The sequence below is a fragment of the Kiloniella litopenaei genome (genome assembly GCF_000982415.1).
Lineage (GTDB): Bacteria > Pseudomonadota > Alphaproteobacteria > Kiloniellales > Kiloniellaceae > Kiloniella > Kiloniella litopenaei.
The window spans coordinates 1-16544 of record NZ_LANI01000037.1; the positions used below are offsets into that span (position 1 = coordinate 1).

A 16544-nucleotide genomic window follows, 5' to 3' on the forward strand; every position below is an offset into this window, starting at 1 on the left:
CAGCACTTCAATTCTCTTTTCGACCACCTTGTTCAGGTGGGCAATGCCTGGCTGGAGCCGCGTTACCTCTTTGATACTGCTATTGAATTCCTAACCAGTCACAGCATTGCTATCCCTAGGTACACCGTACTCCAGAGACTGATAAGCAGAGCGATGCAGCAGGTCAGAAAAGACCTGGCGCACCAACTTAATCAACTCACCAGTCCTGAACTTCACGTCTTTCTGGACAGCATAACAGCCATTGATGACGGACTAAGCCTGAACCAGCTCAGAGGCGGTGCAAAAAGTCTGACCGTACCTGAACTTAAAAAAGAGCTTGCCCTTTATCATCAGTTAGCGCCATGGCGCACGCAAATCAATGGCGTTATCGATGGGCTTAATCTGTCTCTTAAAAATCGACAACACTTCGGTGAGCTCATCAACTATTACGGTAGTAAACTCAAACGATTCAAACGCGCACAGCAGCATCTATGGTTGCTATGTCACCTGACAGAGCGGATACAACTGGCACTGGAACGGTTAACTGATGGGTTCATTTACCATATCCGCAAGCAACAAGAAGCTGCCAACACCTTTGCACAACAAGCAGTGTTCCTGTCCTGGCAGTCAGCCGCGGACAATGTCACGAAAGCGGCAGAGTTACTGCATCTGTTTGTGGATGAGAACATTGATGATAATCAACCCTTCTCAGTAGTCAGACAACAGGCATTGAAGGTCATGAATGACAGGGATATCCAGACCCTCTGCCTTTACCTGAAAAAACAGAAACGGACCGTGGAAGAGTACCAGTGGCAACATTACGATGAACAATGCAATCTCCTGGAGCAACTGTTAAGGCAGGTGTTCTTGTGCCTTGAATGTGAGGCCGGTAAAGGCTCAGAAGCCGTCGTCGCCCAACTTCAACAGATGCAGACGGAAATCGCATTCGGTGGACCACTGAAGACGATGGATACGTCGCTCATCCCGAAAAAGCACCTCCCATGGTTGGTTAAACAGGATAACGTTAACCCGCAACGTTACGAATGGCTGCTCTACCGGCAGTTAACCTCACGACTGAATGGACGCATTTATTTGCCAAATGTTACCAAATACCGCGCACTGGAAGACGACCTGATCCCCCAGACATCGCAGGATACCTTGCTGGCCTCATCAACACTGGACAGACTAAAACAGCCCGCAGAGTTATTGTTACAGGAGAAACAACACCGGCTGGAAAGTGCACTCAAAGACGTTGCTCTCCATATTGATGAGGGAGACAATCGAAATGTGATCATGAAAAATCGTACCGGTACCCGCTGGCGTCTGCCGACCAAAAGCGCTACATCTCTGGTCAACAATCCCTTTTTTAAGCGAATGCAACCGGTCGGTATCGCGGATGTACTGCGGTATGTAGAGCGCGAAACCGGGTTCATGAAATGTCTGACTCATGTACTTCCGATACAAAAACAAGGGTTCACTCATCAGGATGATTTACTGGCCATTCTGATTGCCAACGCCACTCACCGTGGTGTGTATGGCATGGCGCAGATCTCCGATCGAAGCTATGAACACCTGAGTACGGTGCAGGCCAACTATATCCGGCCTGAAACGCTGCATGACGCCAGCGACGTGATCAATAATGCGGTTGCAGCGCTACCCATCTTCCGCCACTACCATATTCAGGAGGACCAGCTGCATGCCAGTGCGGATGGTCAGAAATTCGAAACCCATCTGGAAACCTTTAAAACCCGGTACTCCTCTAAGTATTTCGGCACCAACAAAGGGATCACGGCCATGACACTGGTGGCCAACCACAGCGCCCTCAATGCTCGGATCATCGGTTCCAACGAGCACGAATCACACTATATTTATGACCTGTTACAATCCAACAGCAGTGAAATCAAACCTGACGTACTCTCGACAGATACACACGGTGTCAATCATGTTAACTTCGCCTTACTGGATCTATGCGGTTACAGTTTTGCACCGCGATACGCGCAGTTCAGTAGTGTCATCAATGATCTGTTTGACGTAACTGAAAATGAACACGGCGGCACCAACCTTGCCCTGAAAAAGCCCATCAGGACGAATGTCATCGAAACGGGATGGCAGGATATTAGGCGCATTGTTCTGTCACTTCAGACAAAGCGAACGACACAGGCAATGCTGGTAAGAAAGTTGTCTGGTTATCCTTCGGGGCACCCGACATTACAGGCGCTGACGGAGTATAATCGACTGGTCAAAGCGCAATATTTACTGGATTACATAGACAATGCCAGTTTGCGGCAGTACGTTCAGCGTGCCCTTAACCGGGGAGAAGCGTGGCACTTCCTGAGACGGGCTATTGCGTCGGTGAATGGCGATCAGTTCCGAGGCAAAAACGAGAGTGAAATCGCTATCTGGAATGAATGTGCAAGATTGCTTGCCAACGCGATCATCTACTTCAACTCCGCGATACTGAGTCATCTGCTGGGACACTTTGAAGCGAGAGGAGATGAAGAGAAAGCGGGTATCACTCGTGCTGTTTCGCCCGTTGCGTGGCAAAATATCAACTTAAGCGGAACGTATAACTTCACTAATACTGGGAAATTGCCCAATATTGGCGAAATAACAAGGCCGATAGTGGATGATTAGGCTCCAAGCTGAAAGTAAACCACCTCCGCAGCCATTTATTGGTGTGGTCTACAGAGGATTATGTCTTTTTAGAGGGGAAAATCCCTAGAACCCCTTATTGTTAGCCACTTTAATGTCAGGAAGCTTAAGCTCTGTTAGTGTTTTGGCTATTCTCTCTCCTCTTGGAAGACTGGTTGAAAGAGCCAGGAATATTTCCAATAACCCATTAAGTCAATCCCTCTACACTGGGCGCACCGATGAGTTTGGCCAAATAGAGTTTGCTTTACGAATGATGCAAGCTGAAACAGGCGCCATAGTAGGTCGCATAGGTGATGCATCAAATCGGCTTAGCGAACACACCCGAGGCCTACTAAAGGATATTGAGTCAAGCAATGTACTTACAGTTGAGCAGCAGGCAGAGACAGATCAAATAGCAACGGCAGTAAACCAAATGGTGGCAAGCATTCAAGAGGTTGCGAGCAATGCACAGCATGCTGCAGATGCGGCCGGAAGAGCAGACACTGAGACGGCATCTGGCCAGCGTCTGGTAGCCCACACAAGCCAGTCAATCACTGCCCTTGAAGGTGAAATTAGGCAAGCCACTCAGGTTATTCATGAGCTTGAAGGTCAAAGTAACGAGATATCAAAAGTTCTTGACGTTATACGAGGGATCGCCGAGCAAACGAATTTGTTGGCACTCAACGCAGCAATTGAGGCCGCGCGTGCTGGTGAGCAGGGGCGTGGTTTTGCTGTTGTCGCCGATGAGGTTCGCAGTCTTGCTGCTCGCACACAGCAATCGACAACGGATATTCAAAGCATGATCAGCGCTCTACAAGAGCGAGCGCAATCCGCTGTTACAGTCATGGAGCAAAGTAGTCGGCAAGCGCACACGAGTGTAGCTCACGCAGAGGAAGCAGCTACAGCTCTTGATGGAATTGGCCAACGCGTTAACGAAATTACCGACATGAACGCGCAAATAGCGACTGCGGTCGAGCAGCAGGGAGCAGTAAGTGAAGACATAAACCGCAGTATTATCAATATACGCGATGCTGCTGATACCAATGTACAGACCGGGCAGAATAATTTGCAAAGTGCGAAATCTGTCGCTCAGTTAACTAGCGCTCTGAGCGAACTGGCAAAACAGTTTTGGGAAAAACGAGGATAACGCTTTTCAGTATCTCGACAGGGATAACTTACTTTACCATCGGTTATCCCTTTTAGCCGCACAAATTTTAGCCATGGCTTTTCAGGAAGTCAGGGCTATCAGAATGGCCTTAGAAAGCCTAGTCAAAGAGCTGTCACGAGAACACCGTTAGCTTAGCGTACGATTTTTTCCGAATTCTGCGGTTCCCCCGGCATGACAATCTCCTGTTTAAGCTGAGTAATAAAGTTCATCCAGATTTTTTTGATCTACAGTCCACCCATCACCGCTGTAGACAAAAAGATCTGATTTTGAACGATCCGGCTTTATCCAGGATATTTCTGTTACCCGTCGCGAACCATCTGACCCACGATTAACCTGGATACCAAGATCAATATTATTTTTGATGTGCCTCTCAATAAGTTCAGGAGAGAAATTTGGAACACTGGTCGCAAAAAGAAACGTAAGGCGGGAAAGCATATCCTCTACATTATTCGCGTGGATTGAAGTAAGTGCCCCCTGATGACCCGTATTAATAGCTTCAATAAAAGCCCCGGCTGCTTCACCAGTCCTGATTTCCCCAACAACAATACGATCTGGCCTTTGCCTGAGAGAATTTTTAATCAAATCCACCATAGTTATCAAAAGCCGACCAGCTTTTAACCTACGTTTAGGTGCTTCCATTGCGACAACATGAGGATGCTCTGGCATCAAATGTTCACATGTATCTTCAACCGTAATAACTCTTTCATTCTCATTTACTAATGAACACAACGCTCGAAGTAGCGTTGTTTTTCCTGAGCCAGTTCCTCCTGAGATTATGATATTGAATTTTCTATTAATGGCATGAGAAAAGAGGGGAATCATTTTAGGTTCAATTGAACCATAATTTAACAAATCGTCGAATGTTTTAGCCGCTTCTCGATAAGGTCTAATTGAAACCGCGGTTCTTCCAACACCAATGGAAGGGGATATCACATTAATTCGGGTTCCATCATCTAAACGAGCATCAAGAATAGGATGCTCCTCGTTATCATAGGATTGATTTAATGAATTAGCTATCTGTGTAACAAAGCTTTGTAGCGCAGCCTCGCTATCAAAATTTGATCCAGTTTTTTGTAACTTTCCGGATCGTTCAATCCAAATATCATCGTACTTATTTACACAAATCTCGGTTACGGTTTGATCAGAAAGAAGCTCAACGATGGGACCAGAATAATGCCTAATTAATTCTTGCGTTGAACTCATACTGATCCACCTTGATTTTTCTTAAAGGATTGAAAATTACGGTCCTTAGCTAAATAGTCCTCAAGAAGTTCTGGAATAAGTTCTTCAATAGAAATGTTATCGTTATATTGTTCATTATAACCCTGAACATATAATTCAATATCATTAAAAACTGATGTCTTAATTTCCAATTTTTTGATAACTGTTTTGGTGTCTTTCTCAATTTTTTTCAAAGAAACTGACATTATTTTTTCTCCAATGATACTAATCTCGTTTGTGCTTCTGGATATTTCCAGTCATCTTTAAAAGGTGATTTGCCTTCTGCAATTCTATCAATAACAAATTTGGAATTGATAGTAGGATATTTTTGAAATCTTGCATAACGAATATATCTGTTCATTATTTTATCTACATCAACAGATTTTTTAATACGATTTAATTCACCAACAGAATGTTTACGTAGTTGATAAATTTGCGATCTAATTCCTCTAAAACCTGGGAACTTGTGAATGTTTTTTAAAATGAAATAAAAATCATCTAAACTTTTATTAACACGAATATTATCTGATATTTGTTGTTTCAGCTCTAAAAAATACGAAGGAACTATTCTCCATGTCCAAGCTGGCTTTGATCCAGATTGAGGTAAGAGAATTGCTTCAAATCTCTCTGAAACAATTATTCTTTGCTTCTTATTTCTAGTATCAAATACTTTCTCATTATATCCAATTAGTGAAACATCTTCTGTTAATAAAACATACCACTCAAAATCTGTTGAGCCATGTTTTGGATAAGCAAAAAATGTTGCATTAAATTTTCCAGATTTTTTTCGTCTAGCTTTTTGAAATTTAGACAAGTCGAAATGATATGTTTCGGAAAGTTTACTTCTTAAACTATGCAATTTTTGAGGGCTAATTGTTCCTGAAAAATAATAAACGTAACCTTTAGATATTTGAACTAGCATATTATGCATTAATCCATTTTTATGGACATAGATATCAAATGATTGATCAGGGCTCTCAGTCATACTTTTAAATTTTTGATAATGTTTACATTATGAAAGATTTAAAAAAATCGGCGCATATTTGGCCTATTTTTTTTGGCTATTAGACCAGTAGAATATGTTAAACTATAACTAACCGCAACTTCATTATTTTGTAAAATGCGCGATTTTTTTCAAAAATCGCAACTTCATACATAGATGTTCCTAGCGGAGCACGAATTTAGGCTTTTCGCGGAGCGAAAAAGTCGCTATCTTGACCAGGCAGAAAGTATTTCTGTATCTGGTTTAGATAGCGACGGTTCGTGCCTGAATTCGTCCACCGGGAAAGAAGCCAACCGATAGGTTGTCCGATTTAAATTTGTATACGAGAGAAAGAAGGAAATCGCTTATAGCCGTTTCCGACTGCCAATCGGAGACAAATTCAATGAAGAAACTTAATTAACGTTGGTGCCTTAAACGGAAAGGAAACTCAGGACCAACACAAGCCACAAAGTCATTATCCACTGTCACGTATGTGACGCGCCCGACTTAGCCAGCGGGTAGGAAAGCTGGCCTGCCAGCCGTTTTCTTAGCATTTGCTGTAGCCGGATGCCTCTAATAGGGCTCGTCCGGTTGCAACGGGCGCTTGGGGGTGCAATCCCCCATTCGACCCAATCTTGTTATTTGAAAGAGTGAAGAAGTTGGGCGACACGGACACGGGAGCTATGGCGACATAGTAAACCCTGTCAAACAGGAAATGCGGGGAAGCCGCACTAGGGGATGCTCGAAAGGGTATAACCTATGCCTCACAGGTGGGCGTCAGCATTGGGGGAAACCCCAATGAGTTGGTAAGGAGAAATCTAGCACCAACGGTACTATTCGGGGCAACCTGGATAGATCGGCGAATAGCTCAAGCCTGTAAATGCTGCCGTAGAGGTAGCTATGAGGAAACCATGAGCCGTTGAATGTACTTCAGTTACATTTGATCAAAGTTGGAAGTCATATTGGTGAGTAAGGGAGTTGCTATGGAACATCGGACCCCTGAAATCAGCGCGAGCTGAAAGTGTATAACACTAGCCATTATGATCAGACGGCGGCGTTCTGGTTGTTAAGATCTGTTTGAATAACGTGGGAAGCGCTAAGGACGTACTAACGGTTGGCACCGTTACAGTCTATGCGTGGGAGCGAAGTGAGTAGAGTTAAAATTTAATCGGCGGTTTGATCGAAGCCCTTAAAGAGAAATAACATAATCGGTTGGCACCGACGTTATTTCAATGTCTCGAAAGCTTTATGCGAATGCGAAAGTGGATATAAGGTTTGGCGACCTTATGACATGAGCAACTATTATTTGGGTTGGCACCTGAATAATTTTAAGAATTGTTTTCTCAAATGAGTTGGGAAAATTAACTGTTAAACCAGAAGGATCGAAAGGATTTCTGCAATGAAAAGTAAATATGTAAGAGGACCATAATAAAGTGTTTTTGACTATGTGCGCGCTCTCTAATAGAGCCTGTGAAATTTTCTTACCCGAAAGGATGATAAGGAAAGCCACTACACAGAAAGATCAAAAGGCACTTGGTCTTTCTGTGTATTCACCCCCTCAAAACTCAACCTTGAGAGAGGGAGTGTGGGTGGCTTTTCATTGTTTAACAGCTCTGTGTAAACAGAGTTTCACCCGTACCGGAGAGAGAGGCGCAAGCCTCTCTCTCCACCACGGTTAAGAATAAATTGGATGAAATATGACTGAAAAATTAGCAGTTCAATTAGAAGGCTGGATCTTATCTTTAATGGATACGGTTGATCCTTGGTGGTTTCTTATTTTTGGGTTTATTTCTTTCTCTCTTGTTCTTACCGGATTAAGTCCGTTAAGGGATAACGGCGAAATGTCATCCCTTGACATCATCATACTTTGGACAAGGAAAAGCCTCCTTGTCGCAAAAGCATCTATGATAATTTTATTTGTTGGCTTTATTTTAGTTGGCTTGAAGCTCTTTAGTTCTGATTTTTTTGATCCACTATTGAGCATGATAGCAAAATGGTGGCTCTATCTAATTGCCTGTATAATCGTCGGCGCATATTCAAAATTTATGTTCCAAAGGTATCTTAAACCGAAACTGTCTGAGCTACTTAAAAGCTTTCGCGTAAATCAGGAAACCGACGAACTATCTGACATAGAAGTGGAAATAACTAAAAATAAAGCCATCAGCCATGTGCCAGAAAATTATGAAAAGGAAGGTTTCATCTTTACTGGCTTGAACATGAATAAAGAACCACAATACATACCCATAGATGTGTGGATTGAAACCCACAAATCTGTCATCGGTGCGACACGTTACGGTAAAGGCTTGACCTATCAAGTATGGTCACAACAATCAATCAAGCTCGGCCATTCTGTATTTATGATCAACCCTAAAGAGGATAAATTTCTACCCAAAATTGTTGAACAAGAAGCACGAAAAGCTGGCCGAAGATTCATTCATCTGGATCTACGCGAACAAGGGAATGGAAAATGGTCACCGTTTGCTGGTGGCTCTGCCCAGGACAGAAGAACACGCTTCTATGCCATCATGAATATGTTAGCGACCGGGACAAACGCTGATCACTATAAGTCCTTGGCCCGTGAAGTAGCATTTAGCGTTTTCAAAGAAGGTGAAAACCTCTCTCTTGAGAGTATCTACAAGGCTATAAAATCAAATACGAAAAACGAAGACAACGAGAAAGCTTGCTCGACTGTTCGAGCTGATCTTCAGGAGTGGATGGAAAGAAAAACCCTTAATCCTAATCGCAAAGGCTTTTCTATAGAACGGTCTCTTTTGGAAAACGCAGTTGTTTACGTCCAGGGCGATCTGGATGACCATATCGTCAAATCAGCGACTACAGCTTTTGTAATTGAATTAATCCAGGAAGCGAAACGGCTGAAGAACGAGCGTGAAAATCATTTGTCAGCTTATATCGACGAATTACGCTTCCTGGTATCAAAACCAGTATTTGACGCACTGGCAACAATTGCCGGAGCTGACGTAGATCTAACCGTTGCTTTCCAGAATTTTGGGGATCTGCTTAATCCTGACGACAAGTCACTCGATGGTCGAGCATTGCTGGCGGCCATCCAAACTAATTGCCAGGTTAAAATGATCTTTAAAGTCGATGATAAAGACACAGCAGAGTTCGCTTCGGAATCATCCGGCACAGTTCAAAAGAAATCTGTGAAGTTTGAGCGGACAGAAGTCAATCGATCTGGCGGTGAAGAATGGCAAAACAACCGAATGATAGGCGAAACCGAAGAAGCACTTATCCATGATAATACTATTAGGGTATTGCCAAAGAAAGTCGCTGCATTCTATCGGCCTGATCATTTAGCAGAGATTATTAGTGTCGATGCAGTGCCACTCGAAGAACAACCTTCCAAAGATAACACCCAGGCTGCTGAGTAAAAAAAAGGGATAGCAAAAGCTATCCCTGATTACCGTTCTCGCTAAAAAGCGCTCTCCGGCTAGGCTGCATCTGAAGCGGCATCAGACTTTGGCCTGTGAAGGCGTTTAAAGTTTGAGAGAGCTAAATTCATTCCTGATTTTTTATCAGAACCAGATCCAGAACTCCAAGGCTCCAACTCACCCTCAACATTTAATAAATCACCTTTTTGGATGTGTTTTTGAACGATCTCAACTTGTTTAGGATTGTAAGTTTGAACGAAAAACCAGTGATCCCGGTCAACCCATTCATTTGTATTACGATCCGTATATCCGTTGTCCACACAAAGAGTAAAAGTAGCTTTCGCTTTCTCACCTTCGGCGATGATCACTTTGCCAACACGACCACATAAGATAAATTTATTCATGGGTAGATTTCCTTCTATAAAAGTAAGATATCGTACCCTTATGAGCGCCAACGGCACTCAATAAGAGTACCGTTTTTGCACATGAAGAAATTCTACTAAAAGGCGAGAGTCCTGACAATAAAAAAAGGAGCATATTCTTTCGAATAGCTCCTTTTGGGAAGGTCCCTAAGAAGGGATCTGTTTATCCAAACAACAGTTTTGCTGCTGAAAGCATAACTATCGACACAGATACAAGAGAACCAATAACCCAAAGAATCATTTTGTTACTCGCAGCATTTATACGAGCATCAATTTGACTATCAAGTATCTGGGTTGCCGCTGAGAGTTCTTTAGACAAATCTTGACTATGACGCTCCAATGCAGCATCAAGCCCTTTTTGGTCTATAGCAGTTTGTACGATCAAATCGACAACCTCTCTAGCAGCCTCTTTTTCTAATCCAGCATCGATTAGACGCTTTGTATAAATTTCCCAAAACGGATATTCCTCCATAAGTGTTTTCCTGTGTTAGGTTACATTTACGAAGATATCCTTTGCACCAATGAAGGTGTCAAAGAACACCTTCACCAGTACTATGTCTAAAAAGACAATAACGATTATATATTAATATATAAATTCAATCTACAATATTTCAAAATTATCTTCCGGCGTTTGTACCGTAACGGCCCTATTTTTTGGGCGGTCGGGGATCTAAATCACTTGGCCATCGAGCGGGATCCACAAATATAAGACATGATTCTTGACCTTGTTTTCTCAGCTGAAGGTGTACCAGGTTTAAATTGCCGGCAACGATCGCTCGATTTTAGGGCCGATATACGACCAATCACCCCAAACCAGGTCAACTTTTCCAAAGTCGGTTACTGAAAGTTCGCTTTTCTCTGCTCAAGCAAACTCAGGTAATCACTACAACGAAGATCTCGGCCAATTATTCTATACGGCCAAAGCTTTCTCATCTGCAACCAGAACCCCAGACCACCGCCAATTACATGAACTGGCTGAATGTATTCTTCTGTATTATCCACCAACCAATTAACCATAGCCGTACCCTGCTTCTGATAAGGAATTTTTGAATCAATCCTATGCACCAGCAGAAGTTTATTCTCCGACCAAAGTTCAGTTTCAAGAGAACCAATAAATTCACCTTTAGAAAAAAACTGATATTTTTGCATTAGCCCCTCATATTCAGGGCGGCCCTGGGCAATCTCTTCCTTTACGCCATCGATCTCAGGAACGTGAATAGGAACATCATCATTCGAACATGGAGCACCAAAAACATTCTTGAGAAAACTAAGCATCAAAATCCCTACGTTCCAGGATACCAAAGATGGATCTGTGTATCTTCAGCTCACCTTTACGAGCCTTATCAACCATTCCACGGAGGAAGCCACCCGGATTACGAACCGGATTATCTGGGTGATATTGATTTTTATCAGCGATAAGCACACACGCCGCAGCAGACAAACGCCCCATAACAGTTATCGCCTCAACCCAAGCATGACGATTGATACCAAGTTCATGACACATGGCCCCGGCTGCATCAACAATATCAGACGGTTCTAGCGGTCGGTCATGCAATGGTATATGATCTTTAAATTCATCACTGGCTGCATTGACAAGCTGCATCAGCTTCAAATGCTCAATACCAGTCGAAAACTTTTCAACTTCTGAGGAATTTTTAGACTTGCACGTCGTAAATTTCACCACAGGCTTCTTTGGTAAGCCATTGCTGGTATGAGCGGTAGCGAATTGATTACCAGCATCTTGTGGCGTTTCGCCACTCATTTTAGAATTATCCTCAAGATTACATGTATCTTCTAAAGAAGAGTAAGTGTTAGTTGTAGTGTATTTGTGCCGGACATTTTTGTCCTGCTGGCCGGACATTCCCACATTTTGTTCACAATCTAATGTTTCTATATTCTCTTCAATAAACTGGTCAACGGCCAACTCAAGAAGCTTGATTTTCTCAAACTGCTCCCTGATCTCTGTCAACGACGTACTGGCAACAGGCGGCGATAATTCATCAAGTTCATCAGTTGATAACTCAGCAAAGTAAAACTTGGATCTCACCGCTCTCTTTAAAGCGGCCAGCTCTCTCTTTTCTTTATTCCAAAGCTCCCTCTCAGCTCGAATTTTATCGGCATGGGCTTTAAGCTCTAAATAAAGCGGAGCAAGCGGCGACAGATCCACCCCATAGGCGTATTGAATGTAACCTCGCTCATCACGAGCACCATATCGCTTGTGGTTTCCGCTATCCTTCCAAAGAATAGCGCCAAGGTTATGCAGCTCTCTCTCGATCCGGCGTACTGTTCGCTCATCCCTGTTCATTTCTATCGCGATTGACATAACAGACTGCCATACCACAGGGGGATGGAATGATTCCGGCACCCAGTCTTTCTCTGAAGAAAATTTAATCGCACGCGCCAAATAACGAATATGCGTTTGTTTAAAGCCAAAGTCATGGCCGATAAATTCGAGAAGACTTAGTATTTCGAACCTGGAAACTCCTTCAGGAAGTCCCTGAAAGCTTGCACAAAGTTTGGCAAGTTCCATAGCTTTAGGCGAATAAGCCCGGCTACCAACATTGCTGGTTACTTCCATTCTATATATTCAGCGAACAAGATCCTGAAATTAGGGTGCAAAAATTCGTGGCGAAAAATCGCATAAAACTTGACATCTAATTTCATGGAGATAAAATGGGTTTCAATTGTTTTAGGTGAGATTCCATTCTATCTCCGCAGCCACCTCGTAGTTACCAGCTACGAGGTTTTTGCTTTTTTAGATCTCATTTTTCAAATGCTGCCTCCCTATCATTATTAGTTCTGCGAAGAACACCACCACGAACAAAACGTGGACAGTTGAAAGAATCCGACTCCTATTAGTCGAAAAGTTAATGTATTTGACTACCACAAGATATAGGGTTTTACTAACTTCAAATTGACAAAAACTCTTAATAAATTGCATTAAGTAACGTATTTTTTTCAATGATAATAAAAGCATAGAAAATTGGCCTGATTCTTCGGTCGAACCATATCTTGTGATTAAAAGCATCACAAATTTACACATATTTATTAACCCGGGCAGAGAATCGTCATAAAATGAAGACTGGCCCAAAAATGAACCAGCCTTCTGCCAATTAAATACATTTATAAAACCGGACTGTTTTCGGGTTTTTGAGCCTTAATGACACCAATTATTATCGCAAGTAAGTGCATAACCGTCGGCACCAATGGAATAACATTTAAGCCCGGTGTGAAATCAAAAACCAACGCTAGGACTGGAAAGATCAATAACCAGTTAGCATCTATGACCTGTCCACGCTGCCAAACGATTACGGCCAACGCAACAAAACACAACAAATGGAACCAAAAAGCGGGATTAAAGCCCACGGTTCCAATAGTAACGATTGCTGAATTAGATCCCATATATGGCAACAGATAAGTTGGGATCATGCACAAAATATATACCATAACAAAAACGACAGTATTTGCAGCGAGCTTACTCATCATTTTTTCCCCTCAAAATTCAAGTTAACTGTTATCGACGATACCAGAAGGTATTTCCTTCAATATGCCAATCTTTTGAACTCTTCGGGCCGACACCATAATGTGTCGTTGGTTTCCCATCGATCCATACCTGAACGTAATAAGGATGAGCTCTTCGAATGGCAGTGTAGCTTTCGGTTTTATGGTCCCCCTTACTATCCCTCACCTGCTTTGAGCATTTAGCCGGGTCATCACGATCACCCGGCGTAAATGTATAACCGGCTTTACAAGGAACGTAAGGAACATAACCTTCCTTAAAATACTGACCGCTTGCATCACCAGTAGTACAACTCGAAAACTTTGGTAACGGCGGTTTAGGTTTTGGTTTGTGCGTAATCCGAGCAATATAAGCCGCATAGTGCGGCTCACACCCCGAAGGAAAGCCTTGGGGAAGACACAACCAAATACCGCAATCATCCTCATCAATAGCCTGTGCAGTTTGAACACCCGCTAACCAGGAACCTGACAACAATATTGCAGAAACCAATAACTTCATTTTCATGATTCTTCCTCCGGTACAGGAGCCATATTTTCTCCGAGATTTTCTAGCGGTCGGTAATCAATCCGCGAGGGTACCAAATCGTAGATTATTGGCCGTGGAGCTATGGGGATAAAAACCTCTTTAGTTGTTGATTCCCCAAAGTAGGAACAACCGCTCAAAGCAAAGAGTGATAGCCCAATCAACATAAGCCTGATCACCGCCCTACCCTCTCAGCAAAGTCAAAAGATATGAGTTTGTTTTCTTCATCCACAACTAACTTACTGTCTGATCCCGCAACCAAAACTAAAGCGCGTTTTATCGTTGTAAGTTGAGGGGGGTAAGCCAGAGGTGAAATGGGATCACCCGTGATAACGTAAGCATCAGGTGAACAGCCCGGGCAGGATTTTCTCAACTGATAATCTGTTGGCTCCAGTAACCAGTTAACAGCATCTTCGACCGTCTGGGCCTGTGGTGGAAGATCCAAACGAGTTAGAGCATTCAGCCCTGCATCATCCAAAGCGGCCGGATCGGGGAAAGCAGGTTCCGGCACTGCGGCCAGTTCCTTATTTCCAGATGCGCAACCAGCAACCGTCAATCCGATAAATGAAACCAGTACAATTAGTGATTTTCTCATAACAATTACCCCCCCGAAGCCAGATTGTAAGGACGCACCCGTTTCCAGGGTTTTGTGAAAAGTTCTTTTGTGAAGAAAACCCGAAAAGGCGTACCAGCTCGTATGATTTCCGTAGGCACCAGCTCGGTATATTTTTCCAGAATACTGGCTCCGCGTTCAGTCAAATCACCGGAAAAATTCTGAATATTATCAGCATTTTGATTCCCATCTTTTTTAAGACGATCAACCAAAACCTCCGGCAATACATTAATAACCGTATAAGCCCCGGTCGCAGCGAACTGTTCATATAGATGATAATCAACCTGGTCTTTAATAGCGTTGATACCAGTCTTATCTAGGATTTCCTGATCACCTATTTCAAAAGCTTGGCCATCAGGTTTCACCAAGTGGGAAGGAGCAAAACCCAAACGGTTATTAATCGCTTCATTCGGGCCTTCAACCCGGTACACATTCCCAACAACCACGGAACCAACCGGGAAAAGAATATCCCGGCCATCAATAGAATAAATTGGACGAGACAAACGACCACGCCAAGGCCCCGTATAATCACTATTGGCCGTTGTATCGAGAACACCTTCAGCAATATATCCAATAGGAATTTTCGAAGTTTCCAACCGGCTTTGAGACATATCTTCAACACCCGGATCTTGAGGACTTAACAAGCTTTGTGCCTGGGCGTAACAAGGCGCAAATCCGATAGAGAGAACCGTAAGATATTTAAATAGCTTCATTTCCCTGTCTCCAATGCTTTCAACTGCTCTTGAAGCGCAGAAATGTTATCGTCGATTTCATCCGTTCTCTGGTTTACATAGATATCAGGATCAATATCTCCATAACCCGAATTACTACCGACTTCTTCAAGATCCTTGTTTTCTTCAAGCTGCATTTCACCCTGAAGAGCAAGAAGCGCGTTTTTGCGTTTTTTTGCTAAAAGCTCCTGTTCCCATGCAGCAACATCATTGTTTTTTTCTTGATACACCACAGTAGTTTGGGATTGCTGCTCTGCCTCTACTGTCCTTTTGGCATTTGAAAAACCTTCCTCAAAAGACAATGAGGTGAGTTTTGGTTTATGAGCCGGATTTTGCTTCTGCTCTACTTCCTGATTCTCGCTTTTATCAGATGACGATTGCATTCCAATACCAAGCGCCAGAATAAGAAGAACCAAGCTAAACCCGCCAGCAACAACAATAAATTTTTTGCTGTGATCGGTCTTTTTCTCAACGATCTCAGTATCATTTTCAACTGAAGCCTCAGACATTAGCCCTTCCTTTCAATTGTAACGACTTTATCTTCAATCTTCAGATGGAGACTGTTATGAAGACCATTGATTTTATAGACACCCGTAATGTCGCTATATTCGTATTGAACGACATTATCCGTCTCACCGGATCTCGATGTAATAATCGGCGCACCAAAACCCACTTCACTTACGCGAACATAAGTCCACTGCCCGTCATCATAGACCGAGTTAACAACAGAATATTTAGGAGAAGCATCAGAGTTGGACCATTCATAAGGCGTCCGTATTCTGAACTTGAATGCCTCAATAGCGTCAATCGCCTGTGACTGAACCTGACGTTGCGTATTACTCAGGGAGTGTTCATAGTCAGCTCTCATTTGAGCTTCCCGCTCATCAAGTTCTTGAGCACGCCCGGCTAGACTATTCCTGAACCTGATAAGATCCTGTTCTTTTTTATCAAGGGTCAGATTTGCAAAAGCAGTCCTTTTGTCGATGACAAAAAAACAGGAAATATCAGTGTTATCGGTAGAGTTGACCAGGAAGTCATACTCGTCACCAGTTGACAGCACCACCGTTAAACCGACTTGACTGACCTCCTTCGCGATCTCTTTGTCAAACTTCGGTCTGATCCATAAATTTTTGTCTTTATGTTCTACATCCCAAGCTGATTCCGGCAGCGCAGTAACCGCCGATTTAATTGGATTAGAAAACCGTACCCTTGATCCAACAGAACCATGTGCGACAATAGAATGACGCTCCCCCACTGAAACCAGTAGCGTTTTACACTCGTGAATATCAGCAGTTTCACTAGGAGTATCAGCAGCCTGTGCACCCACCATACTTACGGCCATGCAGCCACCTAATAGAAAACC

The 16544-nt window shown here is 43.1% G+C and carries 16 protein-coding genes; 3 read left to right on the plus strand and 13 right to left on the minus strand.

What is annotated here, in order from left to right:
* Both WH95_RS19480 and WH95_RS19485 read left to right on the plus strand, forming a co-directional pair.
* The coding region (locus WH95_RS19480) for a Tn3-like element ISShfr9 family transposase (RefSeq protein ID WP_046510088.1) at positions 1 to 2613 on the plus strand (2613 nt) is incomplete at its 5' end.
* 112 nt (positions 2614 to 2725) lie between these two features.
* Entirely contained in the window at positions 2726 to 3757 is a 1032-nt protein-coding gene (locus WH95_RS19485; RefSeq protein ID WP_014342102.1) for a methyl-accepting chemotaxis protein, read from the plus strand.
* A 207-nt stretch (positions 3758 to 3964) separates the two neighbouring features.
* Here the strand turns inward: WH95_RS19485 and WH95_RS19490 are convergent, their stop codons facing one another.
* Genes WH95_RS19490 through WH95_RS19500 form a run of 3 tightly spaced genes read right to left on the minus strand, consistent with a single transcriptional unit; the run spans position 3965 to position 5984 of the window.
* Complete coding sequence (locus WH95_RS19490) at positions 3965 to 4981, minus strand: CpaF family protein (protein ID WP_052742173.1); 1017 nt, start codon at positions 4979 to 4981, stop codon at positions 3965 to 3967.
* Positions 4978 to 5205, minus strand: a complete 228-nt coding sequence (locus WH95_RS19495) for a DUF2274 domain-containing protein (RefSeq protein ID WP_046510090.1) — start codon at positions 5203 to 5205, stop codon at positions 4978 to 4980. Before WH95_RS19495 ends, WH95_RS19490 begins: the two co-directional genes overlap by 4 nt.
* Entirely contained in the window at positions 5205 to 5984 is a 780-nt protein-coding gene (locus tag WH95_RS19500; RefSeq protein ID WP_046510091.1) for a hypothetical protein, read from the minus strand. Before WH95_RS19500 ends, WH95_RS19495 begins: the two co-directional genes overlap by 1 nt.
* A gap of 1694 nt (positions 5985 to 7678) precedes the next feature.
* Between WH95_RS19500 and WH95_RS19505 the strand changes: the two genes are divergently transcribed.
* Positions 7679 to 9373, plus strand: a complete 1695-nt coding sequence (locus tag WH95_RS19505; RefSeq protein ID WP_052742174.1) for a type IV secretory system conjugative DNA transfer family protein — start codon at positions 7679 to 7681, stop codon at positions 9371 to 9373.
* 59 nt (positions 9374 to 9432) lie between these two features.
* Here the strand turns inward: WH95_RS19505 and WH95_RS19510 are convergent, their stop codons facing one another.
* The 10 genes from WH95_RS19510 to WH95_RS19565 all read right to left on the minus strand — a co-directional run bounded on the left by WH95_RS19510 (position 9433) and on the right by WH95_RS19565 (position 16523).
* A complete protein-coding gene (locus tag WH95_RS19510; protein ID WP_046510092.1) occupies positions 9433 to 9777 on the minus strand; it encodes a single-stranded DNA-binding protein in 345 nt (114 codons plus the stop codon).
* A 181-nt stretch (positions 9778 to 9958) separates the two neighbouring features.
* The gene (locus WH95_RS19515; RefSeq protein WP_046510093.1) at positions 9959 to 10267 is read right to left on the minus strand and encodes a hypothetical protein; all 309 of its coding nucleotides are present in this window, start codon (positions 10265 to 10267) and stop codon (positions 9959 to 9961) included.
* A gap of 365 nt (positions 10268 to 10632) precedes the next feature.
* Positions 10633 to 11070, minus strand: a complete 438-nt coding sequence (locus WH95_RS19520; protein ID WP_046510094.1) for a hypothetical protein — start codon at positions 11068 to 11070, stop codon at positions 10633 to 10635.
* Positions 11063 to 12373, minus strand: a complete 1311-nt coding sequence (repC, locus tag WH95_RS19525; protein ID WP_046510095.1) for a plasmid replication protein RepC — start codon at positions 12371 to 12373, stop codon at positions 11063 to 11065. Before repC ends, WH95_RS19520 begins: the two co-directional genes overlap by 8 nt.
* Before the next feature lie 545 nt (positions 12374 to 12918).
* Positions 12919 to 13281, minus strand: a complete 363-nt coding sequence (locus WH95_RS19535) for a hypothetical protein (RefSeq protein WP_162199400.1) — start codon at positions 13279 to 13281, stop codon at positions 12919 to 12921.
* Positions 13282 to 13309: 28 nt separating this feature from the next.
* Complete coding sequence (locus WH95_RS20845; protein ID WP_052742175.1) at positions 13310 to 13819, minus strand: hypothetical protein; 510 nt, start codon at positions 13817 to 13819, stop codon at positions 13310 to 13312.
* 193 nt (positions 13820 to 14012) lie between these two features.
* Entirely contained in the window at positions 14013 to 14432 is a 420-nt protein-coding gene (locus tag WH95_RS19550; protein ID WP_046510099.1) for a hypothetical protein, read from the minus strand.
* A gap of 5 nt (positions 14433 to 14437) precedes the next feature.
* Positions 14438 to 15163, minus strand: a complete 726-nt coding sequence (locus WH95_RS19555; RefSeq protein WP_046510100.1) for a TrbI/VirB10 family protein — start codon at positions 15161 to 15163, stop codon at positions 14438 to 14440.
* Complete coding sequence (locus WH95_RS19560; RefSeq protein WP_046510101.1) at positions 15160 to 15690, minus strand: hypothetical protein; 531 nt, start codon at positions 15688 to 15690, stop codon at positions 15160 to 15162. Before WH95_RS19560 ends, WH95_RS19555 begins: the two co-directional genes overlap by 4 nt.
* Positions 15690 to 16523, minus strand: coding sequence for a TrbG/VirB9 family P-type conjugative transfer protein (locus tag WH95_RS19565; protein WP_157846028.1), 834 nt, complete (start codon positions 16521 to 16523; stop codon positions 15690 to 15692). The genes WH95_RS19560 and WH95_RS19565 overlap by 1 nt, the downstream gene beginning before the upstream one ends.
* Positions 16524 to 16544 lie beyond the last annotated feature (21 nt).